This is a genomic window from Bradyrhizobium cedriense, from assembly GCF_054602315.1.
Genome location: NZ_JBTSWB010000005.1, coordinates 544,460 through 570,139, shown reverse-complemented (window position 1 = coordinate 570,139; position 25,680 = coordinate 544,460). Strand labels below are relative to the sequence as shown.

The 25,680-nt window shown below is 64.4% G+C and carries 25 protein-coding genes; 13 read left to right on the top strand and 12 right to left on the bottom strand.

The window, feature by feature from the left end:
* The first annotated feature begins 28 nt into the window (after positions 1–28).
* Positions 29–664, top strand: a complete 636-nt coding sequence (locus ACYCVF_RS23940) for a J domain-containing protein (RefSeq protein WP_459603646.1) — start codon at positions 29–31, stop codon at positions 662–664.
* Positions 665–1,088: 424 nt separating this feature from the next.
* Here the strand turns inward: ACYCVF_RS23940 and ACYCVF_RS23935 are convergent, their stop codons facing one another.
* Positions 1,089–2,183, bottom strand: a complete 1,095-nt coding sequence (locus ACYCVF_RS23935; RefSeq protein ID WP_459603647.1) for a citrate synthase/methylcitrate synthase — start codon at positions 2,181–2,183, stop codon at positions 1,089–1,091.
* Between the two features lie 74 nt (positions 2,184–2,257).
* Between ACYCVF_RS23935 and ACYCVF_RS23930 the strand changes: the two genes are divergently transcribed.
* Positions 2,258–3,514, top strand: a complete 1,257-nt coding sequence (locus ACYCVF_RS23930) for a citrate synthase family protein (protein WP_459603648.1) — start codon at positions 2,258–2,260, stop codon at positions 3,512–3,514.
* 142 nt (positions 3,515–3,656) lie between these two features.
* On the top strand, positions 3,657–3,842 hold the full coding sequence (locus tag ACYCVF_RS23925; protein ID WP_459603649.1) for a hypothetical protein: 186 nt from the start codon (positions 3,657–3,659) through the stop codon (positions 3,840–3,842).
* Between the two features lie 63 nt (positions 3,843–3,905).
* On the opposite strand, the gene ACYCVF_RS23920 is transcribed toward ACYCVF_RS23925, so the two are convergent.
* Positions 3,906–4,559: a DedA family protein gene (locus tag ACYCVF_RS23920; protein WP_459603650.1), complete on the bottom strand. Its 654-nt coding sequence runs from the start codon at positions 4,557–4,559 to the stop codon at positions 3,906–3,908.
* Positions 4,560–4,856: 297 nt separating this feature from the next.
* Between ACYCVF_RS23920 and cobS the strand changes: the two genes are divergently transcribed.
* The 5 genes from cobS to ACYCVF_RS23895 all read left to right on the top strand — a co-directional run bounded on the left by cobS (position 4,857) and on the right by ACYCVF_RS23895 (position 11,028).
* Positions 4,857–5,855: a cobaltochelatase subunit CobS gene (gene cobS / locus ACYCVF_RS23915; protein ID WP_459606631.1), complete on the top strand. Its 999-nt coding sequence runs from the start codon at positions 4,857–4,859 to the stop codon at positions 5,853–5,855.
* Between the two features lie 204 nt (positions 5,856–6,059).
* Positions 6,060–7,964, top strand: coding sequence for a cobaltochelatase subunit CobT (cobT, locus tag ACYCVF_RS23910; RefSeq protein WP_459603652.1), 1,905 nt, complete (start codon positions 6,060–6,062; stop codon positions 7,962–7,964).
* The gene (locus ACYCVF_RS23905) at positions 7,961–9,058 is read left to right on the top strand and encodes an esterase-like activity of phytase family protein (RefSeq protein ID WP_459603653.1); all 1,098 of its coding nucleotides are present in this window, start codon (positions 7,961–7,963) and stop codon (positions 9,056–9,058) included. The genes cobT and ACYCVF_RS23905 overlap by 4 nt, the downstream gene beginning before the upstream one ends.
* 228 nt (positions 9,059–9,286) lie before the next feature.
* The gene (locus tag ACYCVF_RS23900; protein ID WP_459603654.1) at positions 9,287–10,399 is read left to right on the top strand and encodes an NADH:flavin oxidoreductase/NADH oxidase; all 1,113 of its coding nucleotides are present in this window, start codon (positions 9,287–9,289) and stop codon (positions 10,397–10,399) included.
* A 221-nt stretch (positions 10,400–10,620) separates the two neighbouring features.
* Positions 10,621–11,028, top strand: a complete 408-nt coding sequence (locus ACYCVF_RS23895) for a hypothetical protein (protein WP_459603655.1) — start codon at positions 10,621–10,623, stop codon at positions 11,026–11,028.
* A 473-nt stretch (positions 11,029–11,501) separates the two neighbouring features.
* Here ACYCVF_RS23895 and ACYCVF_RS23890 read toward each other — a convergent pair whose 3' ends face one another.
* The 3 genes from ACYCVF_RS23890 to ACYCVF_RS23880 all read right to left on the bottom strand — a co-directional run bounded on the left by ACYCVF_RS23890 (position 11,502) and on the right by ACYCVF_RS23880 (position 13,041).
* Complete coding sequence (locus ACYCVF_RS23890) at positions 11,502–11,747, bottom strand: PilZ domain-containing protein (protein ID WP_028177491.1); 246 nt, start codon at positions 11,745–11,747, stop codon at positions 11,502–11,504.
* Positions 11,748–12,035: 288 nt separating this feature from the next.
* A complete protein-coding gene (locus ACYCVF_RS23885) occupies positions 12,036–12,455 on the bottom strand; it encodes a DUF6647 family protein (RefSeq protein ID WP_459603656.1) in 420 nt (139 codons plus the stop codon).
* Between the two features lie 271 nt (positions 12,456–12,726).
* Positions 12,727–13,041: a hypothetical protein gene (locus ACYCVF_RS23880; RefSeq protein WP_459603657.1), complete on the bottom strand. Its 315-nt coding sequence runs from the start codon at positions 13,039–13,041 to the stop codon at positions 12,727–12,729.
* Between the two features lie 312 nt (positions 13,042–13,353).
* On the opposite strand from ACYCVF_RS23880, the gene ACYCVF_RS23875 reads away from it, so the two are divergent.
* A complete protein-coding gene (locus ACYCVF_RS23875) occupies positions 13,354–14,151 on the top strand; it encodes a helix-turn-helix transcriptional regulator (protein ID WP_459603658.1) in 798 nt (265 codons plus the stop codon).
* 205 nt (positions 14,152–14,356) lie between these two features.
* Here the strand turns inward: ACYCVF_RS23875 and ACYCVF_RS23870 are convergent, their stop codons facing one another.
* From ACYCVF_RS23870 to rpmB, 6 genes are all read right to left on the bottom strand, one after another.
* Entirely contained in the window at positions 14,357–14,833 is a 477-nt protein-coding gene (locus ACYCVF_RS23870) for a cupin domain-containing protein (RefSeq protein WP_459603659.1), read from the bottom strand.
* Between the two features lie 138 nt (positions 14,834–14,971).
* Positions 14,972–16,336 (bottom strand): DUF2235 domain-containing protein, encoded by a 1,365-nt coding sequence (locus ACYCVF_RS23865; RefSeq protein WP_459600838.1) that lies wholly within the window; start codon positions 16,334–16,336, stop codon positions 14,972–14,974.
* A 111-nt stretch (positions 16,337–16,447) separates the two neighbouring features.
* Entirely contained in the window at positions 16,448–17,329 is an 882-nt protein-coding gene (locus ACYCVF_RS23860; protein ID WP_459606630.1) for a hypothetical protein, read from the bottom strand.
* A gap of 60 nt (positions 17,330–17,389) precedes the next feature.
* The gene (locus ACYCVF_RS23855; protein ID WP_459606629.1) at positions 17,390–18,220 is read right to left on the bottom strand and encodes a hypothetical protein; all 831 of its coding nucleotides are present in this window, start codon (positions 18,218–18,220) and stop codon (positions 17,390–17,392) included.
* Entirely contained in the window at positions 18,204–18,815 is a 612-nt protein-coding gene (locus ACYCVF_RS23850) for a DEAD/DEAH box helicase family protein (RefSeq protein WP_459606628.1), read from the bottom strand. The genes ACYCVF_RS23855 and ACYCVF_RS23850 overlap by 17 nt, the downstream gene beginning before the upstream one ends.
* A gap of 198 nt (positions 18,816–19,013) precedes the next feature.
* Complete coding sequence (gene rpmB, locus ACYCVF_RS23845) at positions 19,014–19,325, bottom strand: 50S ribosomal protein L28 (RefSeq protein ID WP_271531252.1); 312 nt, start codon at positions 19,323–19,325, stop codon at positions 19,014–19,016.
* A gap of 525 nt (positions 19,326–19,850) precedes the next feature.
* Here rpmB and ACYCVF_RS23840 point away from each other — a divergent pair.
* Positions 19,851–20,660, top strand: coding sequence for a DUF3108 domain-containing protein (locus tag ACYCVF_RS23840; RefSeq protein ID WP_459600901.1), 810 nt, complete (start codon positions 19,851–19,853; stop codon positions 20,658–20,660).
* Positions 20,661–21,055: 395 nt separating this feature from the next.
* Here the strand turns inward: ACYCVF_RS23840 and ACYCVF_RS23835 are convergent, their stop codons facing one another.
* Positions 21,056–21,367 carry a hypothetical protein gene (locus ACYCVF_RS23835; protein WP_459600836.1) on the bottom strand — a complete coding sequence of 104 codons (312 nt, stop codon included), beginning with the start codon at positions 21,365–21,367 and terminating at the stop codon, positions 21,056–21,058.
* A gap of 32 nt (positions 21,368–21,399) precedes the next feature.
* Here ACYCVF_RS23835 and ACYCVF_RS23830 point away from each other — a divergent pair, with 32 nt between their 5' ends.
* From ACYCVF_RS23830 to fdxA, 3 genes are all read left to right on the top strand, one after another.
* Complete coding sequence (locus tag ACYCVF_RS23830; protein WP_459600834.1) at positions 21,400–24,867, top strand: helicase-related protein; 3,468 nt, start codon at positions 21,400–21,402, stop codon at positions 24,865–24,867.
* Between the two features lie 22 nt (positions 24,868–24,889).
* Entirely contained in the window at positions 24,890–25,141 is a 252-nt protein-coding gene (locus tag ACYCVF_RS23825) for an RNA-binding S4 domain-containing protein (RefSeq protein ID WP_459600899.1), read from the top strand.
* Between the two features lie 132 nt (positions 25,142–25,273).
* Positions 25,274–25,612, top strand: a complete 339-nt coding sequence (fdxA, locus tag ACYCVF_RS23820) for a ferredoxin FdxA (RefSeq protein ID WP_025033361.1) — start codon at positions 25,274–25,276, stop codon at positions 25,610–25,612.
* The last annotated feature ends 68 nt before the right edge of the window (positions 25,613–25,680 follow it).

The following is a 25,680-nucleotide window of genomic DNA, read 5'->3' as shown; positions in this document are numbered from 1 at the left end:
TTTTGGCATTGCGTAGTCAAAGTCAGCCATGCCGATCGATTCATCAAAGTTCTTCGACTCCATCCGCGTCAAGCCACGCGGCAAGCAGGCGGAAGCGAAGCCGCGCGACAGCGTGGTCGCCTGCGAGTGGACCGGATGTCAGAACAAGGGCAGCCACCGCGCGCCCAAAGGGCGCGAGAACCAGCGCGAGTACTGGCACTTCTGCCTGGACCACGTGCGCGAGTACAACCAGAACTACAATTTCTTCTCCGGCATGAATGCCGACGCGGTCGCGCGTTACCAGAAGGATGCGCTGACCGGTCACCGTCCGACCTGGAAGATGGGCGCCAATGGCGGCGTCAAGAAGGGCGCGGAAGCCGAGATCGACGGCGCGTTTGATCCGTTCAGCATGTTCCAGGAGCTCAACGGGCGCACGGGCTGGCGGAAGGGGCCGGAGGCGCCGCCCAAGGCCGAGACGCGCAAGGTGATGAACGCCGAGCGCAAGGCGCTCCAGGTCATGGGCCTCGGCCCCCAGGCTACGCTGGCCGACGTCAAGGCCAAGTACAAGGCGCTGGTCAAGCAGCATCACCCCGACGCCAATGGCGGCGACCGCTCCACCGAGGACCGCCTGATCGAGATCATCAAGGCGTATAACTATCTGAAGACGGTGGTGCGCGAGGCGTAAGGCCTCACTGCGCTTGGATGCCGTCCGCCCGGAAGCGGACGGCACCTTCAAGATTACCGTGTCCGGCAAACACGGACGCGCTTGACGACGCGGCGTCCATGATAGCCGCGCGTGACCACGGTGCGTACGGTGCAGACCCTGCGCGGAACGTAATGATAGCGTGCGTTCACGACGTCCCCCGACACTGAAGCGTTTGGGATGGGATGCGCCGGCAGCGCATGGGCTGGCACTGCGATTGACGATAGAGCGAACAGCGTTCCGGCAGCGAGGGCGTAGGAGAACTTCTTCATTACCATTCCTTTTCGTGACTGCCCCTGAAGACATTCGTAGGGGCGAGCGTGAATGCGCGGCCAGCGTCTTTGTTCCCGCTTGCCGCTGAGTCGTTCCGTCGCGTGCTCGAAAGGCCCGAAAATCCTGCCTGCGCCTAATCTGCAGGCATCGCCCCCACATACGACGAGCTCGGCCGGATCAAACGTCCGGTCCGCTGCTGTTCGCGCGCATGTGCAGTCCAGCCGGCGGCGCGGGCCACCGCGAAGATCGGCGTGAAGGCCTGTCTTGGAATTGCGAGCGCGTCGAGCAAAATCGCAGTGAAGAACTCCACATTCGTCTCCAGCGGCCGCTCCGGATTCTTCTTGCGCAGCGCTGCGCGGATATAGGCTTCGACCTCGCCGGCGAAGGGCAAATCGGCGCCGTTCGCCGAAAGCCGCTCGATCGCGGTCTTCAGCACGTCGGCGCGAGGGTCGCGCACGCGATAGACACGATGGCCAAAGCCCATCAGCCGTTCGCCGCGCGCGAGCGCCGCATCCACCCACGGTTGGATGCGTTCGCTGCTGCCGATCGCATCCAGCATTTCGAGCACCGGCTCCGGCGCGCCGCCATGCAGTGGACCGGTGAGTGCGCAATAGCCGGCGGTCACCGCGGCGAACAGATCGGCCTGCGTCGAGGCCACCACGCGCGTGGTGAAGGTCGAGGCATTCATGCCGTGGTCGCAGACGGTGACGAGGTAGGCATCGAGTGCTGTGGTCTCGCGCGGCTCCGGCGAGGTGCCGCGCAGCATCCGCAACGTATCGGCGGCATGGCTTGCATTCGGGTCGGGCGCGACCGGCTCGAGTCCCCTGGCGCGCCGGACCAGCGCGCCGGCGATCACCGGAAACGCGCCGACGATGGTCGCCTCATGCTCCAGCCCGTTCTCGGCGCGAAGCCCCGCGACCGCGGCGCGAAACCCGTCGACGATGCTCATGCCGCGCGTCGCCGGCAGCAGGTCAGGCAGCCGCGCGAAGGCGCGCTCGCGCGCGGAGCCCAGGCTCGCCCGCACATCGGCTTCGCTCAGCGCCGCCTTGGTCGCGCCGTTCCAGAGCCGGGCGGTGACGCCCTCGAAGCTCGACTGGCTCGCCAGCCGGCCGACATGCTCCCCGGCTATGATCAGCTCGCCGCGCTCGCCGTCGACATGGCTCAGCACGGTTTCGGCCGCGGGAACGCCGTCGAGCCCGATCTGGCTTTTGGTCAGGTGGATGTTCATGGCCTCTTCTCCCTTTCACGGAGGAAAGGTCGGGCCTCTCGACTCGTTGATCAATCTTGATTACATAAATCAATATGAAAAAATCCGATGGGCTGTACCTGTCCGCCCGGGAAGCCTCCGCCGAGCTCGCGATCTCCCCGGCCACCCTCTACGCCTATGTCAGCCGCGGCCTGATCCGCTCCGAGCCGACGCCGGATTCGCGCAAGAACCGCTATCGGGCCGAGGACGTCCGCGCGCTGAAGGAAAGGCGTGTTCCGTCGCCGGAGCCGCGCGGTCTGCGCAGCTTCGACGCCGATCTGCCGGTGATGGACACGGAGATCTCGACCATCACCGAAGAGGGTGCGATCTATCGCGGCGTCAATTGCGTCGATCTCGCCGAGAGCGACACGCTGGAGCACGCGGCGACGCTGCTCTGGGACGTCTCCGGTGTCGATCCGTTCGGTCCGGACAATCAGCCGGAGATATCCGAGGAGATGCGCGCGATCGGGCAGGCCGCGCGCCGGGCGGCGCCGATCGATCGCGCCATTGCCGTGCTCGCTCTGGCCGCCAGCGCCGATCCCCGCGCCTTCACCCGTGCGCCCGATGGCCGCGCGCTGGTCGGGGCGCGCATCGTCCGCCTGCTGTTTGCAACCATGCTCAACGCCGAGTCCTCGGCCGAGCCGCTGCACCGGCAGGTCGCGAAGGCCTGGGCGGCGGACAACAAGCATGCGCCCGACCTCATCCGCCGCGCGCTTGTTCTGCTCGCCGACCACGAGCTGAACGCCTCGACCTTCACCGCGCGCTGCGCGGCCTCGACCGGCCTCAATCTCTACGATTCGGTCATCGCCGGACTCGCCGCGCTGAAAGGGCCGAAGCATGGCGGGGCCGGCGTGCTGGCCTCGCAGCTCGTGAAAGCGCTGGTCGACCGCGACGTCGAGCCGATGGTGCGCGAGCGCGTCGCGCTGGGCGAGCGTTTCGCCGGCTTTGGCCATGGCGTCTACAAGCGCGGCGATCCCCGTGCGCAGTCGCTGCTCAATGCGCTCTCGCGTGCCGGCGCGCCGCGCAAATTCACCCGCGAGGTGCCGGAGCGGATCGCGGAGGCGACTGGCGAGTTCGTCAACATCGACTACGCCCTCGCCGTGCTCGTGCACGCCCTGCGCCTGCCGGCGGGCAGCGAGCTTGCTCTGTTCGCGATGGCCCGCAGCGTCGGCTGGATCGCCCACGCCAGCGAGCAATTGCAGTTCGGCAAGCTGATCAGGCCGAGAGCCAGGTATGTCGGGCCGGCGCCGGGGCGGAGGGTGGCGGCCGCGAACGTCAGCGTGCCAACGCAAAGCGGACGTCTGCGGCCTTGAGCGTGACCGGCAGTTTCCGGACCCGCAGGCGATCTCGGAACGGGACAAAGAAACGGCTGTTGCGTACTTTCCCTTAGGGGGCCCACCCGAATTTTGTGGCGCTTCATCTCCTGCTATCGACAACCAGGGAGAGGAGGCGAGCATGCGACTGGGATTAAAGCTCATCGTTCTTGGAATGATCCTTCTGCTGCCGAAGACAAACGTCTATCTGTCCAGCGCTGATATCTCGGAAACGCAACCTTCACAGCGCCAGATATCAAGCCAGGCAGCGCACCGGGATGCTGACTCGGCGGGCCGGTTCACGGTCTCTGCGGCCAATACCCAATGAGTGTGCAGCGCAGCCAGCGCACGACGGCAGCAACGGTGTGGCCTTTCACGCGACGAATGCGCGTCACGCCCGCGATTTCACTGCCCTGACGCCGTTGCGGCGGCGACGAACCCACAGCACCAGCGCAAGCACGATCGCGCCGGCGGCGACGGTCAGGATCCAGATGTGCTTGCCGACATGCTCATGATGATGCAGCCCCGCATATTCGTGCAGCGCCGACACTGCCAGCACCCCCGGCAGCACATGGGCGGGGGCCCAGGCCAGGATGGCCGGGATGTTCACCGCGTAGAATCGGGCCGGCGCCATGCCGAGCGCGCCGGCGGTCACGGGAACGAAGGCTCGGACCGGCGGCACGAAGCGGGCGAAGAACACGGCCCAGGTGCCGAAGCGGTTGAAGAAGCTCTCGCTCTCGGCGACCACGCGCGGATAATTGGTCAGGGGCCAGGTGTTCAGGATCTCGCGCTGGCGCCGGTGCCCGATCCAGTAGGCCGAACCGTCGCCGAGCAAGGCGCCGAGCGCGGCCGCCAGCAACACCCATTGCAGCTTGAGTTCGCCGCCCGGGACCAGCGCGCTCAGTGCCAGGATGATGGTCGAGCCGGGAATCACCGATCCCACCACCGGCACGGCTTCGAGCAGCGCCGCCAGGAACAGCGCCAGATAGCCCAGCCATGGATGGGCCGAGACGAAGGAGATGAGCGGATCGAGGAAGGACGTCACGTCGTCTCTGCGGCGGGCTGGTGCATCGGAGTTCAGACCCTACCTAAGTAAGCACGTGCGGCAACAGTGCCAATTGGGCAGGCAGCGGCGTTACCCAGCCCGAAATTCGAGCGTGATTCGCAAGGCAGCCCTCCAAAAACTGCGCTCCTTGCCTATCTAAATGAAAAGACGATGGAACTTTGATTGGAGGGCGGGCTTCTGCCCGCCACTGGTCTCTGATAGGTTGCTGTCCAGCACCCAGCCGCAGCCAACGTGCGAATAACCGGTTTCGGGACCGCCCGGGACCTCGGAGGATTGATGACGACCGCCGCCATGTCCAAAGTTGAGGAAGTTTCCGGTCTGCCCGACATGAAAGTGTCGGTGCGCCAGGTGTTCGGGATCGACAGCGATCTCGAAGTGCCGGCCTATTCCGAAGTCGATCCTCACGTGCCCGAAGTCGATTCCGACTACCGCTTCGACCGCGCCACCACGCTCGCCATTCTCGCCGGCTTCGCCCGCAACCGCCGCGTGATGGTGACCGGCTATCACGGCACCGGCAAATCCACCCATATCGAGCAGGTCGCCGCCCGCCTGAACTGGCCCTGCGTTCGCGTCAACCTCGACAGCCACATCAGCCGCATCGATCTCGTCGGCAAGGACTCGATCGTGGTCCGCGACGGCAAGCAGGTCACAGAATTCCGCGACGGCATCCTGCCCTGGGCGCTCCAGCACAACGTCGCGCTGGTGTTCGACGAATATGACGCCGGCCGCCCCGACGTGATGTTCGTGATCCAGCGCGTGCTGGAGGTCTCCGGACGCCTGACGCTGCTCGACCAGAACAAGGTCATCAAGCCGCATCCGGCGTTCCGGCTTTTCGCCACGGCGAATACGGTCGGCCTCGGCGACACCTCGGGCCTCTATCACGGCACCCAGCAGATCAACCAGGGTCAGATGGACCGCTGGTCGATCGTCACCACGCTGAACTATCTCAGCCACGACGAGGAGGTGGAGATCGTGCTGGCCAAGGCCAAGCACTATCGCACGCAGGAAGGCCGCGACATCGTCAACAAGATGGTGCGCCTCGCCGATCTCACCCGCAACGCCTTCGCCAATGGCGATCTGTCGACGGTGATGAGCCCGCGCACGGTCATCACCTGGGCGGAGAACGCCGACATCTTCGGCGATATCGGCTTTGCCTTCCGCGTCACCTTCCTCAACAAATGCGACGAGCTCGAACGTCCGCTGGTCGCCGAGTTCTACCAGCGCTGCTTCAACGCCGAGCTGCCGGAATCGTCGGTGAACGTGGCGCTGAGCTGAGGCGTGGGATGTCGTCCCGGACAAGCGAAGCGCAGATCCGGGACCTCCGCGCGTGCGCTTGCGCTCGTCGCGAAAACCACAGGACGTCGTTGTTGCGAAGATCGAGGTTGTCAGTGTGCTCAATAGCCGCTCCCTGTGGTGATGGGTCCCCGCGTTCGCGGGGACGACGGACCAAGCTGAGCCCGGGACGACGGTGAGATCGAGATGAGCACCACCTCCAACTCCAAATTCCGAACCAACAAGGAAGCGCCGACCGAGCCGTTCAAGCGCTCGGTGGCCTCTTGCCTGAAGGCGATCGCGAAATCGCCCGAGCTCGACGTCTCCTTCGCCGCCGAGCGGCCGGGCCTTGCGCCCGGCAAGGCGCGGCTGCCCGAGCCTGCGCGGAAAATGACCAAGCGCGACGCCGCGATCGTGCGCGGCCATGCCGATTCCATCGCGCTCAAGATCGCCTGTCACGATCCCAAGGTTCACCGCAAGCTGATGCCGGGCAATCCGCAGGCGCGCGGCGTGTTCGAGGCGGTGGAGCAGGCGCGGGTCGAAGCGATCGGCGCACGCCGCATGGCGGGCGTTGCGAAGAACCTCACCGCGATGCTCGACGACCATTTCCATCGCGGCAAGTTCGACGAGATCACCGACCGTGCCGATGCGCCGCTCGCGGACGCACTGGCGATGCTGGTGCGCGAGCGCCTGACCGGCATGGCTCCGCCGGCCGCGGCCAAGAAGATGGTCGATCTCTGGCGCCCCATCCTCGAGGACAAGATCGGCAAGCGGCTCGACCGGCTCGACGGCGTGCTCGAGGACCAGGCCCGGTTCGGCGATGCCGTGCACGACCTGTTGTCGGCGCTCGAGCTCGGCGACGAGCGCAATGCCGACACCGACGACAACGACGAGAACGACGAGAACCAGGACGGCGACAACGACCAGTCCGGCGCCGAAGGCTCGCCCGATTCCGACGCCGCGCAGGAGATGAGCGCCGACCAGGCGCAGGCCTCGTCCGAAGAGATGAGCGAGAGCGCGATGGAAAGCGCGCAGGCCTCGACCTCCGACACATTCGACGACGGCGAGCTCGGCGACGACGAGACGCCGGGCGAGGCGACGCGTCCGAATTCGCACGGCAAGAACGAGCCGCGCGGGCCGGAGTACCACGCCTTCGCGCCGAAATTCGACGAGATCATCGCTGCCGAGGACCTCTGCGACCACGACGAGCTGGAGCGGCTGCGCGCCTATCTCGACAAGCAGCTCGCGCATCTGCAGGGCATCGTCGCCCGCCTCGCCAACCGGCTGCAACGCAAGCTGATGGCGCAGCAGAACCGCGCCTGGGAGTTCGATCTCGAAGAGGGCATCCTGGACCCTGCGCGCCTGTCGCGCGTCGTCACCGATCCCTATCACCCGCTGTCCTTCATGCACGAGAAGGAGGCGACGTTCCGCGACACCGTGGTGACGCTGCTGCTCGACAATTCCGGCTCGATGCGCGGGCGCCCGATCACGGTCGCCGCAACCTGCGCCGACATCCTGGCGCGCACGCTGGAGCGTTGCGGCGTCAAGGTCGAGATCCTCGGCTTCACCACGCGCGCCTGGAAGGGCGGGCAATCCCGCGAGGCGTGGCTTGCCGCCGGCAAGCCGGCCAATCCCGGCCGCCTCAACGACCTCCGCCACATCATCTACAAATCCGCCGACGCGCCCTGGCGCCGTGCGCGGAAGAATCTCGGCCTGATGATGCGCGAGGGCCTGCTGAAGGAAAACATCGACGGCGAGGCGCTGGATTGGGCGCACAAGCGCCTGCTCGGCAGGCCCGAGCAGCGCAAGATCCTGATGATGATCTCGGACGGCGCCCCGGTCGACGATTCCACGCTGTCGGTCAATCCCGGCAACTATCTCGAGCGGCACCTGCGCCACATCATCGAGGAGATCGAGACCCGCTCGCCGGTCGAGCTGATCGCGATCGGCATCGGCCACGACGTGACGCGCTATTATCGCCGCGCGGTGACGATCGTGGACGCCGAGGAACTCGGCGGCGCCATCACCGAGAAGCTCGCCGAACTCTTCAGCGAGACCAACACGGCGCCCACGCAAGCGGCCGGCCGCCCCCGACGCAAATTGCATTCGTGAGCACGCTTTCATCCCGCCGCAGCTTTCTAGGCTTTGCAGCGGCGGGATTTTCCACCCTCGCCGTCTCCCGCCTTTCGCAGGCGAGGGCCGAGCCGCCGCCAAGAACAGCTCAAGTCCCGCTCCAGGTCGAGCATGCCGTCGCCGCCCCCGTCAGCGTCGAGGTCAATGCGCGCCCGATCCCCAATTTCGACCCGCGTGACCGCTCGCGCACGCGCTTCGGCGCGCTGGAGTATCGCAGCGGGCTGGTGCTGACCTCGTCCTATCGCGGCTTCGGCGGCTTGTCCGGCATCCGCTTCCTCGACGGCAAGGGCGAGCGTTTCCTGTCGGTCTCCGACCAGGGCGGCTGGTTCACCGGCGCCATCCGCTATTCCGGCCGCGAGATGGTTGGCCTCGCCGACGTCGAGGCCGCGCCGCTGCTCGGCGCCGAGGGGCGGCCGATCACGGAAAAGCACCTCTGGTGGGATTCCGAATCGCTCGCGCGCGACGGCAACCTCGTCTATGTCGGGCTCGAGCGCGTCAACCAGATCCTGCGCTACGATTTCGCCAAGGGCGGCACGAGCGCCCGCGGCGAGTCGATCGCCATTCCGCCGGCTTTGCGCAAGCTGCCCTACAACAAGGGGCTGGAGGCGATGGTCTTCGTGCCCAGGGCCCAGGGACAGGGACAGGGACAGCCGCTCGCGGGCACCCTGATCGCCTTCTCCGAGCGCGGGCTCGACGCCGACGGCAATCTCGTCGCCCTCCTGATCGGCGGCTCCACGCCCGGCCAGTTCAGCGTGCGGCGCACCGAGAACTACGACATCAGCGATGCCGTGCTGCTGCCTTCGGGCGAGCTGCTCATCCTCGAGCGCAAATTCTCCTGGTTCACCGGCGTCAACATCCGCATCCGCTCGATTCCGCTCAAGTCGATCGCGCCCGGTGTGCTGGTCGACGGCCCCGCGCTGTTCGCCGCCGATCTCGGCCACGAGATCGACAACATGGAGGGCATCGACGCCCACGTCACGAGCGAAGGCGAGACGGTGCTGACCCTGATCTCCGACGATAATTTCTCGATGCTGCAGCGAACCCTGCTGCTGCAATTCACGCTGGCGGAGTAGGGCAGTCTCTCCCCGTCATTGCGAGCGCAGCGAAGCAATCCAGAATCGTTCCGCAGCGGCAGACTGGATTGCTTCGCTGCGCTCGCAATGACGATGCGGAGGCCGATTCGCTCGCCATCTTCCGGCAATGCATTCCGTCACGCCGGCCATTCCTGCTATACCGCTGGCAATCGACGCCTCCGTCACTACACTCCCATCATTGCCCCTCCATCCCCCGGAACTCCCCGCATGAGCGCCCTGTTTTCCCCGATCAAGCTGCGCGGCCTGACGTTGAAGAACCGCATCGTGGTGTCGCCGATGTGCCAGTATTCGGCCGATGACGGCGTCGCCACCGACTGGCACTTCACCCACATCAACAATCTCAGCCTGTCGGGCGCGGCGATGTTCTGCATCGAGGCCACCCATGTGGAGGCGATCGGCCGCATCACGCCCGGCTGTCTCGGGCTCTACAGCGATGCCTGCGAAGCCGCCCTGAAGCCGATCCTCAATTCGGTGCGCAAGCATTCCTCCACCGCGGTCGCGATGCAGCTCGCCCATGCCGGCCGCAAGGCCTCGAGCGCGCGTCCGTGGGACGGCGGCCAGCTGATTCCGGTCAGCGAAGGCGGCTGGCAGACGGTGGGCCCGTCGGCGCTGCCGCACAAGGAGGGCGAGGCCGCCCCTGCGGCGCTGGACGCGTCCGGCCTCAAGCGCATCCGCGAAGCCTTCGTCGACTCGACCCGCCGCGCCGCGCGGCTCGGCATCGACGCCATCGAGGTCCACGGCGCGCACGGCTACCTCCTGCATCAGTTCCTGTCGCCGATCTCCAACAAGCGCACCGACGAATATGGCGGCAGCCTCGACAACCGCATGCGCTACCCGCTGGAAGTGTTCGACGCGGTCCGCGCCGCGTTTCCCGACGACAAGCCCGTCGGCATGCGGGTGTCGTCGACCGACTGGGTCGAGGGCGGCTGGGACCTGGAGCAGACCATCGCGTTCGCGAAGGCGCTGAAGGCGCGCGGCGTCGACTGGATCGATGCCTCCTCCGGCGGCGTCTCGCCGCTGCAGAAGATCCCGCTCGGCCCCGGCTATCAGGTGCAGTTCGCTGACGCTATCCGCCGCGAGACCGGCCTGCCCACCATCGCCGTCGGCCTGATCACGGAAGCAAGGCTCGCGGAAGAGATCGTCGCATCCGGCAAGGCCGACATGGTCGCGCTCGCCCGCGGCATGCTCTACGACCCGCGCTGGGCCTGGCACGCCGCCGCCGAGCTCGGCGGCGAGGTCGAAGCGCCCCCGCAATATTGGCGCTCGCAGCCCTCGACGCAGAAGGCGCTGTTTGGCAAGACGACGTTCGGGGCGCGGTAGGCAGCGCGCTGCCGCCCCCCGTCATTGCGAGCGCAGCGAAGCAATCCAGAATCCCTCCGCGGAAAGACTCTGGATTGCTTCGCTTTCGCTCGCAATGACAATGGGAGGCAGGCGTGCACCAGGTGATTCAGATGTTCCTCACCCCTCCGTAGCTCCCCGAGCTTCCACGGCCCTCAAAACTGGCCTAGCCTCGCGCGGTCGAGGCAATGGAGGGGCTGCCCATGCGTTATCCTGTCCGAAAAGCTGCGCACGTGTTCGAGCGCGTCGGCCTTGCGATGGCCGGGGCGGCCTGCGGGCTGTTCGTCGGCGCCTATGTGGGGGCGGCCATTCCCGCGCTCACCACGCAGGGCTTCCTGCTCCTGATGATGGTGCTCGGCGGGATCGGCTTCTATCTCGGCATCGATACGCCGCAACTGCCGTTCGACGATGCGCACAGCCAGATCGACGCGGCCGAATTCATGAGCTCCGCCGGCACGCTCTGCGCCACGCTCATCGCCTTCGTCTCCGTCGCGATCATCGTGCTCCGGCTGGAGCCGCACATCAGCTACGCCTGGCTGGCGCTCGTTGCCTGGCTCGCCGGCGTCGCAATGCAGATCGTCGCGGGCGCCAAGGCCAGGATGCGGAAGTAAAAGCGCTTATTGCTGCAGTGAAAGATCGCGCCACAAGCACAATGCATTCCCTCCCCCCTTGTGGGCAGGGCGATCGCATATGACTTGTCGCGACGGCCGGTGCGCACGCCTCGTCCTTCGAGACGACCGCTGCGCGGTCTCCTCAGGATGAGGCTAGACAGCATCCGTGCTCGTTGAAACGGTCGCCACGACCTCGGTCCTCATCCTGAGGGCCCGCCAACGGCGGGCGTCTCGAAGGATGGCCACAGGCGAGACCGCCTATATGCGATAGCCCTGCCCTTGTGGGGGAGGGCTAGGGAGAGGGGTAGCCACACGACGAGCTCTTGCGAGTTGCGCGGCGCTCTGTGGCCGCCACCTCGCATGCGACCAACACCCTTTGCTGGGCCACCCCTCTCCCCAACCCTCCCCCACAAGGGGGGAGGGAGCCGAGCGGAGTGCTTGGCGAGCCTTTTGTTTACCAGCTACAGCGCTTCTCAGAACACCACGCCCACGCGCGTGCCGCGCTTCCAGGCGATGCGGCAGCGCTTCTTGGTGTTGACGTGCAGGAGCTCGAAGCGATCGGGAATCTTCACCTGGCCGCCGAGATCGACGCAGGCCCCGCCGGGCGAATAGTCGATCAGCGTGCAGGGGATCACCGGCGCGCGCGGGTCGGTGATGATCTTGGCCTGCCGGGACACCAGCCCTGCAGGCTTGACGCGGACATGGCGGCGCGGATGCATTGGCACTCTCCTCCAATTCCGCATCTAGCGGCGGGTTCGGGTGACGATGATGCCGGGGAGTTGATGCGAAGCAGCTAAGGCCGGCAGAAGAATTTTAACGAAAAGTGCCGGCGAAGGCAGAAAAGCGGCGGTAGCGGGCCACCCTGCCCTGGAGGGTCGGGGACGAGCGAAGCTCGCTCAGTGGATCGCGCCGCGCGAGTGGGGTGGGTGATGTCTCGGCAGGGGGCCGTGCTCAACGCGAGAGACCGTCACCGGTCCCACCACACGGGTCCCCCTGGCACTTGGCGCCTATGATCCGTCACGGCATACGCTGGCCATGTAGATGCCCAGCTCGTTGGTTCTGATGAGCTCGTACGGATCAGTCACGCCTTGTTCCCGCAGCCATTCAATCTGCAGTTCGTAGGCCTGGCGTTCGTAGGCAGCGATACAGGGGAGGACGATGTTGTTTGCCCTCTGCACGTGGTGCACCACTTCATGCACCAGAGTGCTTTTCTGTCGCAGATCATCGGGTCGCCAGCCCTGAGGCAGGTAGATTGCCCCCTCGTCGCGATTGTAGAGCGCCTGCAACTCCAACCCGCTATTTTCCGGCGAGCCGTGTCGCATTGCCATGTCCGCCGATGTCACGAAGTGGATCTGCGGATGATCAGGAGCCAGCAAGCCGGTCTTGGCAACGATCCATGCGATGTAGATTGCGATCAGGCTATCCAAGCAAACGACCTCCTGCGGTGAGACCGCAGCGCGGCCTGCCGGTGGCGAGGATTCTCCGAGTTTCGGAATTCCGGCCAGGTTGGCCCTGCGGCGGCTTGCTCGGGACGCGCGATCAAATGATCGTATTGACGCAGGATTCGATCCGCCTGAAGGCGCCGTGAGCTTCGCAGCGCCGACTTGATGGAAGCAAGGAAGCGTCGCCATTCATTCCCGATCTGAAACGACGCAAGAGGCGGCAGTGCGGACGAAGGCTGCGAAGTGCTCTTCATCGTCAGGACACCAGGGTCGGTTGACGATTTGAAGCGTTGTCAGCACGATATCTGGAGCCATTGCCATCGACGGCCGGCCGCGCGATGGCGGCAGTTGCAGGGGCGCGGTCCGGGATCGGCAGGCGCTTCAGCGTGATCGGTTGCCAGAAGAAGCGAAACGCCTCGGCATGCGCTTCAAACACGTCGACGCCGATATCGCGTAGAAAATCAGATCTGTCCCTGATGTCCGCACGTAGCTTCGACCGGAAGCGGGCGCGCTCCCACCACGTGAAAGGCAGTCGCGCAATCGGATGGTCGGCGTGACCACGCTCAATCATGTAAATTTGCAGGAAAACCTCCTGAGGCAATGTGGTCCGCGATGACGTTTACGAAAAGAATGCGCTTGGATGCTCACCGCTCGAAGCCGATTTGCGCTCCGGGTGTGAGTCTCGAGAAAAGCACACCTGCGTCCCGCAGGCGCGAGATGGTGCGATCAATCGCACTGGAATACGAACGGTGAGGACCCGTTTCCCAACAACCGAGCTGACTATCGCGCCGATTGAACTGTCTGAGAACTACCTGGAAAGGTGGTGCATTGTCCTTTATGGATACTCGAGCAGTCGGCGGCCTGCACACGCTTCGGGAATGACATGCATCTCTCCACGGATCCCATCGATCCGCAAAACCAAGAAGTCTATGCACTCTGGGATCAGCTGGCCGACTTCTCGGTCGCCGACGGTGACGCCGCGCTGACACACCTGCTGTCCGCACTGCGGACCATGTTGTCGGCACGCAATGTGCTGTGGGGGGCGGTCGTGCGATTGCCTTCGCGTAAACGGACCGATCCCTTGCTTGGCTGGCGTCCGCGCCTTGTCCGGGTGCTGGACCCGATACCGGCCGTGGCGGCATCCGTGCAGAAGCAGTACGATACGCTCTGGTCCGGCAAGGTCGACCTGTCCCAGATTCTTTCCACGTCCGGTGATGAGCCGTTCCGCGTCCGCCTGCTGTTCGAAGCGCTGCCGCCGGAATGGTTCGAGGGCGAGCATTATCGTCGGCACTATCTGGACGTCGGGTTCGTCGACAGCATTTCAGTGCGCATTGCGCTCAATGAGGACGTGAGGATCCGCCTGTTCGTCTTTCGCGATGCGCAGGCACCGCGCTTCTCGGCGCAGGACGGCGAGCTTCTGGGCTTTACGATGCGGGGGTTGAGATGGTTCCACCGCCAACAACTGCTCAGCCACGGTCTGCTCATAGCCAACGCCGCCCTGACACCGGCTGAGCGCAAGGTATTGCTTTCACTGCTCGACGGGCACGCGGAAAAGGAGATTGCGCAGAAGTTTGGCCAAAGTCCGAACACCACGCACTTCCACGTCAAGTCGATCTACGCCAAGTTCGGCGTGCGCAACCGCGCGGCGCTCGCCGCGCTCTGGCTCGGCAAGCTGCGATGATGCATCGAGCCCGAACGTCGGCCTAAGAGGCAATCTCTGAGCAAGGCGCACGCAAGCGGGAGAGGGAATGCACCTCCATCTGTTGCATCGATCACGCCTCATCCCATCATGCTTAAGGGCTTCTGCTCACCCTCCAAGGCAGACATCATCCGGTCCGCCCGGCAACGCAGCTGAGGACCAAAAGCAAGAAACGTGTCCGCCCGCCCTATCGAGGTTTTCGGGGGTCGTCCGCGGCGTTGAGATAATCGATACCTGTTGGCCCGACGCCGGTGATCTGAAACACGACCTCTTCATCCCTTGTTTCCGCAAACTGCCATACCTTGGCCGGCACATGCGAGAACGTACCCGGAGGAAAGGCCATCAGCGTCGAGCTTTCGACCTTGTCCCCAATCGCAGAATAGTAGGTGCCGGAAATGATTGTACGGACGCGTTCGTCCGGGTGAGAATGCACCGGCAGCTTGAAATTCGCGGGCAACTTGACGCGGATCGTAAACAGGCCAGGCTTGGCGGGACTGCCATGGAGCACGGCAATCTGTGCCCCCTTGGGCATGGAGGGTAGTGCGCTCCACTTGATGTCAGCAGGCACGACGCGGGCATACGCAGGTGATTGCGCTTGCGCCATCGGAGATCCGAACCAAGAAACTATAATTATGAAACCAATCGTCAGCTTGGAGGACGGCATCGTTGCGCTCCTGCTAGACTGAGGTCTCCTAATGCTACGATAGGTTGTGGCCGTCCGCTAGGGGCACAATCCGCCGTCACGCCCAACATTTGAAACTTTCGCTGTGCCTCGGCAGGCTGACGTCGACGTTTCCGCGCCCTAGCTCGTCTTCGGCTCTCCAGCCGGCGGCGAAGCCGCGCCCTCCATCTCCGCCGTTGCCTCCGCATGCCCCGGCTCCACCGGCATCGGCACCGTCACATACGCCTTCGGCATGTTCACCGGCCGGTAGTCCGGCTCCACCGCCATCCGCTTCAGCACGCTCTCATGCACATGCGCGCCTTCGGGGATGAGGCGCGGCTCGCAGTCGGGGATGTAGAAGCCGAAATAGACCTTCCGCTCCGGCCATTCCTTGTATTTCGCGCTCTTCGGCAAATACTCCAGCACGCGCCAGGCCGCCGTCATGGAATCGTGCAATTGGCCCGTCTTCCCCGTATAGGCCGGCGCGACGTAGTGGAACGGCGAGTTCTTGCGCTGGACGCCCCACGCGAGCTGGTTCACCGTGCGCGGGTTGAAGTTCAGCCCGGCCTTGGCGGCCTCCTCGATCATCCAGATCAGCGGATATTTGGAGTCGCCGCTCTCGGCCTCCGGATAGCCGCCGCCGACGTCGCCATGCACGCCGGCGAACCACACCTGCAGAATGTCCTGCGGCACCTTCTTCTCGTCCGGCACGTAGCGGTTGCTCCAGAAGTCCTGCGGCTCGCGGTACTGCTTCAGGCGGAACATGCAGCGCCGTTCGTCGATCGCGATCGCCTGCCGGAAGATCCTGACGCTGGGATTGCGCAGCGTGAAGGCGAGCTCCTCCAGGCTCGGCCAGAACAGCCGGTCGGCGCGCGGCACGATCACGCTCGCCACCGTGTCCCAGACGCCGATGAAGTGGATGGTCGGCCAGCGCGTCGAGGTGATGCGCGCGAACTGCGCCGCGAGGTCGAACGCGTCCTTCGGCAGCGGCCCCTGGTCGTCGAACGCGACGTTCTCGACGTCCTCGACGGCGTTGCCGCGCCCGGTGCCGGAATATTGCTTGTAGGCGATGAGGCCGCTTCCCGCGAGGTTCGCCTGCTCCGGCGAGATCAGCCCGATCTTGTGGATCAGCCCCGCCAGCACCCGCACCGTATAGGCCCCGCGCGAGAAGCCGAACAGATAGATGCGGTCGCCCGGCGCATAATGCTCGACCAGGAAGCCATAGGCCGACAGCACGTTGTCATCGAGCCCATAGCCGGTGGCGAGCCCCAGCACCAGATTGACGTTGGCCCTGAGCCGGTGCCACGTCGTCGGCTCCGTCAACGTGCCGACCCCGGGGTCGTAAAACACCATCTGCCGCGGCGACGTCTTCGCGGTCTTGCGCAGGCAGCGATAGAGCTTCAGGACGTTGGAGATGTTCTCGCTGATCTCGTTGCCGGTGCCGTCACAGCAGATGACGAGGTGTTTTGGCTCGGGCTTGCGGTCGGTGGTGTGCGCCGGCTCCATGGGATGCGCCTCCGGGTGATGCTACCGGGGCGAGTATAGCGGAAAGGGAGGAAATAGGGACCCCTCTACAGCCCGGTACAGTGGCTTGTCGAGTGCATCTTGCAGCGACCATCAATCGCGACTTGCGAAAATCAATTGGATTCCCAATGCCCACAGTTCAAGGCCTAGAGCTGCACTAACGGCGTCATCTTCGGTCCGCGCTCGCTTCCGCAATTGCTCCAAGCGTTGGTTGCGCTCCTGCTTCCTTTTTGGCTCGGGAGTTCGTTCGCCGATAGACCCAGCACTGCTCAATGCCTGCTCGCCCTGGAGTGTTGCATCTGGCCGTAGCCGCCTAATTGACGACCGGTGATCGAACCCTTCGTATATTCTTCGAACTGTCTTGGCCAAATTTTCGCCTTCAGCGACCACTCGCTGGACGACGCCTTCCACAAGCGAAGTCTTTCGAGTGTCGCTGACTTGATAAGGCTCGGAGCATACGTACACGGAGTTTGTATCATACACTACACGATGCATGCCGTCCGGCGAGCCTTGCGCGACAAGAGCATTGCGGATCGTGCTTGGAGTCACGAGTATAGATTGCTCGAGCACAGCGCCGGTCTCAAATAAACGTGCGTACTCAGGCCAGTCCGCAAATCTAGGCGCCACGTAATATGTCTCTGCTCCATCTTGCTCAGCCTTTAGCAGCGTCTCGAACTGTCCATCGGGCTCCGCCGTATCCACCGAAAATCGGAAGAACGGCTTATCCAATGCGGGAACAACAAAGCAATTATATCCCCGCACGAAGCGGCGGAGAGATTGGCCCAATTTGAACTGAAGCAAGAGAGCCGCACCCGGTCTGTTGAAGCCCACATCAAAGCCCAACTCATCTTCCTGGATGAGACTGGGCATGAAGGGTACAGTTTCAATTGCGACGTCAGACAGAAGGTTCTGTACTTCTCTGGTAATTCCATAACCGTACGAAAACTCAGAGAGGCGCTCGTGAAGATCAATCACTACTTGGTTCCAACCTTATGGGTTGACGTCCCACTCAAACTCTCGCGGGGAGTGGTCTCGTTACGGCTTTGAAAACGAAAGAATAACTTCTCGCCGCATTCGGGTATCCAACGAGGCGGCAGTAAGGTGTTTGGCAGGGGGAGGAGGGAGATAGCGCCGGTTAGCTGGAAGCGTTCTTGCCCGCCGTTGGTCAATGCTGAGCCCCGACCTCTCTGCCACGGTGGCTACAATCTTGGCATTCGGAATGAACGTACCCCGAACAGTATTTTCGCCGACAACGTATACGGCCTTCCCGCCCGGCGAAAGAACACGCGCGGCCTCGCCCACGGCTCGCATCATATCATCGACATAGTGCGCCAGTACCGCTTCGTGACGAGCAGAAAGCTTAGGTGTTAACCGCAACTCCGAAATGATCTTTCGAATGCCTTCATTCTCGCGTGCATCTTGATCGCCGCATTCTGTGCCTACGCTTTCGGTGCGAATGTTGCCCAACTCACTGACCGTATATCCCATCCAAACCAGTGAGAATTTACTGCACCGCATGTAGTCGATTGCGTTTAGATATGGCGGAGAGGTCAGCACAAGATCTATCGAGCCGGCTCTGATTGGAAGGTCGCGAGCATCGCCAAGAAGGGTCCGGGTTGGCGGCCCCCTATCGGGTTTGTTCTTGGCGATACAATTCTTAATAACCAACTCGACTGCTGCAAGGAACTTATTGAACGGCTTTATTGGCGCATTTTCGAATGCACGATGGGGACGGCTGTGCGACAAATCCATCGCCAATGACGCGCCAGCCTGCTTAGTGATGATGAGACGTGAGAAGGCGCACCACAATGCCTCTCTCACAGGCTCGTCCTTGACGTCGAAGATCCCTTCAGCAAGCGAGCTCAATTGACGACGGGCGTAATCGTCGAACCAGTATCGGACGAATCGGCGAGTCTCCAAGTCTGCGTTTCGTGGATATCCGGGTTACGTCGCTCTTGTTGATCAATGCGTTTGGCGTTGCGAAGTCGGCCTCATCATCCACGATCACCTTACTGCCAATTTTCTCCAGCTTTTGATTTAGTTTCGTGAGGTCGCTCGCATTCTTTTTGCAGAAGATGACGTGATACCCTGTCGATAGGGAGTACTCTGGGTCGATAACCTCCGAGAAGTTGCGGGCCGCAGGTGAAAGCTTCGACCGTTGAAAGCGATCTAGGTTTTGTTGGAGAAGCTGCACGCTGTCATTCAGAAGGTGCACCACAATTCGATGCCCATCATCCAGGAGCCTCGCGGTCAAGCAGATCATCATCTCGGTCTTGCCGCTCTGCGGCTCACCGTAGATCACGAACGATGTTGTCTTGGTGCTAAGGGTCTCGCAAGCACTCGCAACAGCCGCCTCGATACATGACGTCTGTTTGCCTGCTGCTCTTAGGCGAGACAGTTGCGTTTGATATCTATCGCGCTGCTGCGCAATGGCGCGTAGCTCGGTGATGCTGAGCCCCAATCGATTGCCCCCTAGTTGAACTATCGTTTTGCACGATCATAGCGAGCATTAGATTCGGAGCAAGCTAGGCGGAGGTATAATGAGGGTGAGCAAAAACAAAAACGGCCGGATCTTCCGATCCGGCCGCCACTCAAACTCTTACTCGGCTAAGCCTACGCCACGCGACGCAACCTAGCCCCCGCCCAATTTCCGAAAAACTCAGCTCGCCTTCTTCTCCGGCGCCGGCGTCGGGCCGACCTTCTTCTGGATGGCGCGCTTCAGCTCGAGGGCGCGCGGCGACAGATTGTCGGCGTTGGCCTTGAGCAGGAAGGGGTCGAGGCCGCCATTGTGGTCGACGCTCTTGACCGCGTTGGTGGAGACGCGCAGGCGCACGTTGCGGCCGAGGGCTTCCGAGATGAACGTCACGTTGACGAGGTTCGGCAGGAAGCGGCGCTTGGTCTTGATGTTGGAGTGGCTGACCTTGTGGCCGACGAGGGGGCCCTTGGCCGTCAGTTCGCAGCGGCGAGACATGGCATAATCCTTATCCTGAACCCCCAACGAGTGCGGCCGCCATTCGGGGCGCCACGGGGGCAAATTCTCTGTCCTTGCAGGGAGCGGGCGGACGTATAGGGGGGAAGGGGCGGGACGTCAAGGTTTTGGGCGGGGATTCGTACCCCGCAACAGGTGTCATCGCCCGGCTTGGCCGGGCGATCCAGTACTCCGCGACGGTGCGGCTGGAGGCGAGGGGCCGCGGCGTACTGGATGCCCCGGTCAAGCCGGGGCATGACAGCTGAGGGGGCCGCGAGAGGTGGGAGCCCGCGGATACCGCCAGATCACCAAAACGGCAATGTTTGTCGCGCTTTACCATCACATAAAGGGCGTATTCACCGCCGAAGAGTCCAGTGAAGTTCCCGGGTCAGGACGCCTGGACACATTGTTTGCCGCGGTTTTTGGCTTAAGTAACAGCGCATCGCGCTCCGATTGGATTGTTTCGTGCATTCAACGCTCACTTTTGCGCAAGATCTGCGTCCGGTCCGTCCGCGCCGTGCCGGCTGGCTGACGGCGCTGTGCGCCCTGACTGTCGCGTGGGGCGCGGTGCCGGCCGCGGCGCAAGGCAAGCTCGAGGCGCAATATGAGGCCTCGCTCGCGGGCATTCCCGTCGGCAAGGGCGCCTGGAACATCGACATCCAGGACGACGTATTCTCGGCGGCGGCCTCCGGCGGCACCTCGGGGCTGCTGAAATCGTTCACGGGCGGGTCCGGCACCGGCGCCTCGCAGGGGCGCATCATCAACGGCGCGCTGGTGGCGACCGGCTACCAGGCCTCCACCACCACGCAGAAGAAGACCGAAGAGATCCGCATCACGCTCGACAAGGGCAATGTGAAGGAGTTCGCGATCCTGCCGGAGCCGCCGGTCGATCCTGATCGTATCGTCGTCACCGAGGCGCATCGCCGCGGCGTCTGGGACCCCATGACGGCCTCGCTGCTGCGCGTGCCCGGCACCGGCGACCCCGTTACGCCCGACGCCTGCCACAACTCCGCGCCCGTGTTCGACGGCCGCATGCGCTACGAGCTCAAGCTCGATTTCAAGCGCATGGAGAGCGTGAAGGCGGAGAAGGGGTACAAGGGCCCGGTCGTGGTGTGCTCGATCTATTTCGTGCCGGTCGCCGGCTACATCCCCGATCGCCCCGTGATCAAATACCTCGCCGCCCAGCGCAACATGGAGATCGCGTTTGCCCCCATCGCCGGCACGCGCATCCTGGTCCCGTTCTGGCTGAAAGTGCCGACCCCGCTCGGCCCCGCCATGCTGGAAGCCACCAGCTTCATCACCGCGGCCCAGCCGCCGCGCGTGGCGAAGACGCAGTAGGCGAGAGGGCCGCGCCTTCTCTCTCGGCCGTCATTCCGGGGCGCGCCCCTTGGCGCGAGCCCGGAATCCATCGTGAGACAGTCGCTGCGGCCCGATGGATTCCGGGCTCGCGACTGCGTCGCGCCCCGGAATGACGAAAGAAATGGGGTTCGGAATCGACTCTTAATAAAATCAATGACTTACCTACTGTGCATGGGGTTGTTTTCGCACTTTTTATTTTGGCGGGCCGCGAGGCCTGGAATCCATTTGACTCCGCCCCGATTCTGATTCGACTCCGCGCCGTCCCCAGCTTTAACGATTTCGCCCTCCAGACGCCGCTTGTGCGGCAGCCCGAACCTCCATCTAGTGCACAACCAACACGAGTCCCGCGACATGTTGCGAGAACGGAACGGGACTCAATCCGGAGTCAGCGATTCGGCCGCGATTCGTTCTAGAGTCGTTCCGAAGCTTAAAGCGAACCGAAAAAGCGTCGCAAAGTGAGACAGTTGCGCAAGGTTCGGGGAGGGCGCTTCCATACGCACGGTGTCATCGCCCGGCTTGACCGGGCGATCCAGTACGCCGAGGCGGTTGTGATGGAGTGGAGAGGCTGCGGCGTACTGGATGCCCCGGTCGAGCCGGGGCATGACAGTGGAGTGCATGGTTGCTGCGCAGCGTTCGGAGACATGGCCGACACCCAGCCCCCGGCCCGCCTCATCCGGCACTGACATTCGCCCCAATTGCTACTACCTAATCGATAGACATGGCTTTTTCTCCCTCCCCCTTCGCCTCCGAGCGCGCACTTCACGATCGAGTGCCCGGCGCGGGCGTCACTGCGGTGCTCGGGCCGACCAACACCGGCAAGACCCATCTCGCCATCGAGCGGATGCTCGCGCATCCCTCGGGCATGATCGGCCTACCGCTGCGCCTGCTCGCGCGCGAGGTCTACAACAAGATCGCCGCCAGAGCCGGTGAAGCCAGCGTCGCGCTGGTCACCGGCGAGGAGAAGATCAAGCCGAAGAACCCGCGCTATTGGGTCTCCACCGTCGAGGCGATGCCGAGGGATCTCGACGTCTCCTTCCTCGCCGTCGACGAGGTGCAGATCGCCGCCGATCTCGAACGCGGCCACGTCTTCACCGATCGGCTGCTCAACCGCCGCGGTCGCGACGAGACGCTGCTGCTGGGGGCCGCCACGATGCGCCCGATCATCGAGCGGCTGCTGCCGGGCGTCTCCATGATCACGCGGCCGCGCCTGTCCCAGCTCGAATTCGCCGGCGACCGCAAGATCACCCGCCAGCCGCGCCGCACCGCCATCGTCGCGTTCTCGGCGGACGAGGTCTACGCCATCGCCGAGCTGATCCGCCGCCAGCACGGCGGCGCCGCCGTGGTGCTGGGCTCGCTGTCGCCGCGCACCCGCAACGCGCAGGTGGCGATGTTCCAGAACGGCGACGTCGACTATCTCGTCGCCACCGACGCCGTCGGCATGGGTCTCAATCTCGACGTCGACCACGTCGCCTTCGCCTCCGACCGCAAGTTCGACGGCTACCAGTTCCGCCGCCTGACGCCGTCCGAATTCGCGCAGATCGCCGGCCGCGCCGGACGGGCCACGCGCAACGGCACCTTCGGCACCACCGGCCGCTGCGCGCCGTTCGAGCCCGAACTCGTCAACGCGCTGCAGAACCACACTTTCGATCCCGTGAAGGTGCTGCAATGGCGCAATTCCAGGCTGGACTTCTCCTCGCTTGGCGCGCTCCAGGTGTCGCTGAACCTCGCTCCCGGCCACGAGGCGCTGACGCGCGCGCCGATCGCCGAGGACATGCGCGTGCTCGATCACGCCGCGCGCGACGTCGAGGTGCGCGATATCGCGCATGGCAAGGCCGCGGTGGAACGGCTCTGGGAGGCCTGCCAGGTCCCGGACTACAGAAAATTGTCGCCCGCCGCCCATGCCGAGCTGGTGACGACGCTGTACGGCTTCCTGATGCGGAAGGGATGCATTCCCGATTCCTGGTTCGAGTCCCAGGTCACCCAGGCCGACCGCATCGACGGCGACATCGACACGCTGTCGGCCCGAATCGCCCAGATCCGCACCTGGACCTTCGTCGCCAACCGACCGGACTGGCTGAAAGACCCCGAACGCTGGCAGGGAATCGCGCGCGAGGTCGAAAATAAATTATCGGATGCGCTCCATGAACGCTTGACTGAGCGTTTCGTTGATCGCCGGACCAGTGTATTGATGCGCCGCCTGCGGGAGAACACGAGCTTGAATACGGAAATCGGCAAGACCGGCGAAGTCATCGTCGAAGGCCATGTCATCGGCCGCCTCGATGGCTTCACCTTTGCACCGGATGCGGCGGAAGCCGGCTCCGATGCGAAAGCCTTGCAGGCTGCAGCGCAAGCGGTGCTCGCCGGCGAGATCAACGCGCGTGCCGAAAAGCTCGGCAATGCACCGGACGAGCAGTTCGTGCTCACCTCCGAAGGCATCATCCGCTGGACCGGCGATGCCGTGGCGCGGCTGTCTGCCGCAGACCAGGCGCTGCATCCGCGCATTCGCATCATCTCCGACGAGCGCCTGACCGGCGGCCCCCGCGACAAGGTGCAGGCGCGGCTCGAGCTCTGGCTCAAGACCCATATCGAGAAACTGCTCGGGCCGATGTTCGAGCTGTCCAAGGCCGAGGACGTCACCGGCATTGCCCGCGGCATCGCCTATCAGCTGGTCGAGGCGCTCGGCGTGCTCGAGCGTCCCAGGATCGCCAACGAGCTGAAGGATCTCGACCAGCCCTCGCGCGCGGTGTTGCGCAAATACGGCGTCCGCTTCGGCGCCTACCACATCTATTTCCCGGGCCTGCTCAAGCCTGCCGCACGTGCGCTCGCCGCACTGCTCTGGGCGCTGAAGCAGGACAATGTCGATCTCTCGTCGCTCTCCGGCGCGCAGCATCTGGCATCTTCGGGCCGCACCTCGTTCCCGGTCGACAAGGCCCTGCCGCGCGATGCCTATCGCGTGCTCGGCTACAAGCAGGCCGGCGAGCGCGCCGTGCGCGTCGACATCCTGGAGCGGCTCGCCGATCTGATCCGCCCGGCGCTGGCCTGGCGCGAGAACTCGCCCGGCGAAAAGCCCGCCGGCGCGTTCGACGGCCGCAGCTTCGTCGTCACCCAGGCGATGACCTCGCTGACGGGATCGGCCGGCGAGGACTTCGCCTCCGTGCTGCGCGCGCTCGGCTATCGCATGGAGAAGCGTCCGCCGCTGCCGCAAAAGCCGGTCGTCGCCGAAACCGTTGCAGCGGAGACGCCGCCCGTCGAAGGCAGCGCCGAGACTTCGATCGAGACTTCGACAGAGACTTCGATAGAGACCTCGACCGAGACTGCGGCTGAGGCCGTTGCGGGTCTGCCGGAAGAGGCGGCTGCATCCGAGACGCCGGCCGCGGACGTGGCGGCTGAAGCCGTCACCGTCGAAGACGCGCCCGGCGTGGAGCCGCAGGACGAGGCCGCGCCGGCCGAGCCGGCGCTCGAGGCCTCGCCCGAAGCGCCCGTCACGCCCGAAGATGCGCCCGGCATCGCGCCGTCCACTGAGGAGACCGCTGCGCCGGCCGAGGCCGCCGGCCTGGAAGCCGCCGCCGCCGAGACGGCAGCGATCGAAGCCGCTGCATCGCCCGACGCTGCCGCACCCGAAGCTGCGACGCCCGAGGTGGCGACCGCCCCGGCGGAGCCTGAACTCGTCGAGGTCTGGCGTCCCGGCGGCCGTCACGAGGACCGCAAGCCGCGCCACGAGCGCCATCGCCACCAGCGTCACCATCAGCCTCGCCCTCAGGCGGGTGCGGAAGCTGGCGGTGCGGCGAACGCCGCGCCCGGCGAAGCTGCCGAAGGCGCGAAGTCCGGACATCGCCACGGCGGCGGTCGCCGCGATGGCGGCAGGGACTTCCGCAAGCCGCGCGAAGGCGGTGGGGAAGGCGCGCCGCGTCCCGAGGGCCGCGACGACAGGAATCGTCGTTTCGAGGGCAAGGGCGGCGACAAGGATCGCAACCGTGACAAAGGCAAGTTCGGCGACAAGGGCCGCGACAACCGTGGCCGTGACCGCGACAAGGGCCGCGATCGTCGCGACCGCGAATCCGGACCGTCGCTGCGTCCCTACGCCTCCAGCGCGACCCCGCGCGAGCGCGACCGTCCGGTCGATCCGAACTCGCCCTTCGCCAAGCTCGCCGCGCTGAAGGAGCAGCTCTCCGGCCGGAAGGAGTGATCCGACGACCGAGCGGCAGCGCATCGACAAATGGCTGTGGCACGCGCGGGTGGTGAAGGCGCGCACCTCCGCGGCCGAGCTGGTCGTCAGGGGCCACGTCCGCATCAACGGCGTGCGCGAGACGTCGGCCGGACATGCGGTCAAGATCGGCGACGTGCTCACCATCGCGCTCGATCGCACGGTGCGCGTCCTGAAGGTGACCGGCTTCAACGAACGCCGCGGCGATGCTGCCTCGGCACGGGGGCTCTACGAGGAGCTCGGGATGCGCAATTAATTGCGCTTCGCATTCATTTCTTGGCCGATCAACAGCGCAAAGCCGTCATGATCGGACCTTCACGACCTTGCGGCGCCGGGCCATCCGCGCTACGCAAGCCGCGACTTTTAAAAGAGCTTTTCGGAGCGTTGGATGACTTACGTCGTCACTGAAAACTGCATCAAGTGCAAGTACACCGACTGCGTCGAGGTCTGCCCGGTCGACTGCTTCTACGAGGGCGACAACATGCTCGTCATCCACCCCGACGAGTGCATCGATTGCGGCGTGTGCGAGCCGGAATGCCCCGCCGACGCCATCAAGCCGGATACGGAACCGGGCCTGGAAAAGTGGCTCCAGGTCAACGCCGACTACGCCAAGAGCTGGCCCAACATCACCCAGAAGAAAGAATCACCCGCCGACGCCAAGGAGTTCGACGGGATGGACGGCAAGTTCGAGAAATATTTCTCTCCGAACCCGGGCTCCGGGGACTAATTCGCGCCCAAACTTAACCCTAATAGCGGCGCTGCCGCCGAAAACCAGGCCTGAAGACCCCTAAATCA

Bases quoted from the DNA above. Each gene is read 5' to 3' on its own strand.
- ACYCVF_RS23890 (WP_028177491.1), bottom strand. From the start codon at position 11,747: ATGCATCCGCGCCGCCATGTCCGCGTCAAGCCTGCAGGGCTGGTGTCC.
- rpmB (WP_271531252.1), bottom strand. From the start codon at position 19,325: ATGTCTCGCCGCTGCGAACTGACGGCCAAGGGCCCCCTCGTCGGCCAC.
- ACYCVF_RS23830 (WP_459600834.1), top strand. From the start codon at position 21,400: ATGGCTTTTTCTCCCTCCCCCTTCGCCTCCGAGCGCGCACTTCACGAT.
- ACYCVF_RS23925 (WP_459603649.1), top strand. From the start codon at position 3,657: ATGCGACTGGGATTAAAGCTCATCGTTCTTGGAATGATCCTTCTGCTG.
- ACYCVF_RS23880 (WP_459603657.1), bottom strand. From the start codon at position 13,041: ATGATTGAGCGTGGTCACGCCGACCATCCGATTGCGCGACTGCCTTTC.
- ACYCVF_RS23895 (WP_459603655.1), top strand. From the start codon at position 10,621: ATGCGTTATCCTGTCCGAAAAGCTGCGCACGTGTTCGAGCGCGTCGGC.
- ACYCVF_RS23900 (WP_459603654.1), top strand. From the start codon at position 9,287: ATGAGCGCCCTGTTTTCCCCGATCAAGCTGCGCGGCCTGACGTTGAAG.
- fdxA (WP_025033361.1), top strand. From the start codon at position 25,274: ATGACTTACGTCGTCACTGAAAACTGCATCAAGTGCAAGTACACCGAC.
- ACYCVF_RS23865 (WP_459600838.1), bottom strand. From the start codon at position 16,336: ATGGAGCCGGCGCACACCACCGACCGCAAGCCCGAGCCAAAACACCTC.
- ACYCVF_RS23875 (WP_459603658.1), top strand. From the start codon at position 13,354: ATGCATCTCTCCACGGATCCCATCGATCCGCAAAACCAAGAAGTCTAT.
- ACYCVF_RS23935 (WP_459603647.1), bottom strand. From the start codon at position 2,183: ATGAACATCCACCTGACCAAAAGCCAGATCGGGCTCGACGGCGTTCCC.
- ACYCVF_RS23930 (WP_459603648.1), top strand. From the start codon at position 2,258: ATGAAAAAATCCGATGGGCTGTACCTGTCCGCCCGGGAAGCCTCCGCC.
- ACYCVF_RS23835 (WP_459600836.1), bottom strand. From the start codon at position 21,367: ATGTCAGTGCCGGATGAGGCGGGCCGGGGGCTGGGTGTCGGCCATGTC.
- ACYCVF_RS23940 (WP_459603646.1), top strand. From the start codon at position 29: ATGCCGATCGATTCATCAAAGTTCTTCGACTCCATCCGCGTCAAGCCA.
- ACYCVF_RS23870 (WP_459603659.1), bottom strand. From the start codon at position 14,833: ATGCCGTCCTCCAAGCTGACGATTGGTTTCATAATTATAGTTTCTTGG.
- cobT (WP_459603652.1), top strand. From the start codon at position 6,060: ATGAGCACCACCTCCAACTCCAAATTCCGAACCAACAAGGAAGCGCCG.
- cobS (WP_459606631.1), top strand. From the start codon at position 4,857: ATGACGACCGCCGCCATGTCCAAAGTTGAGGAAGTTTCCGGTCTGCCC.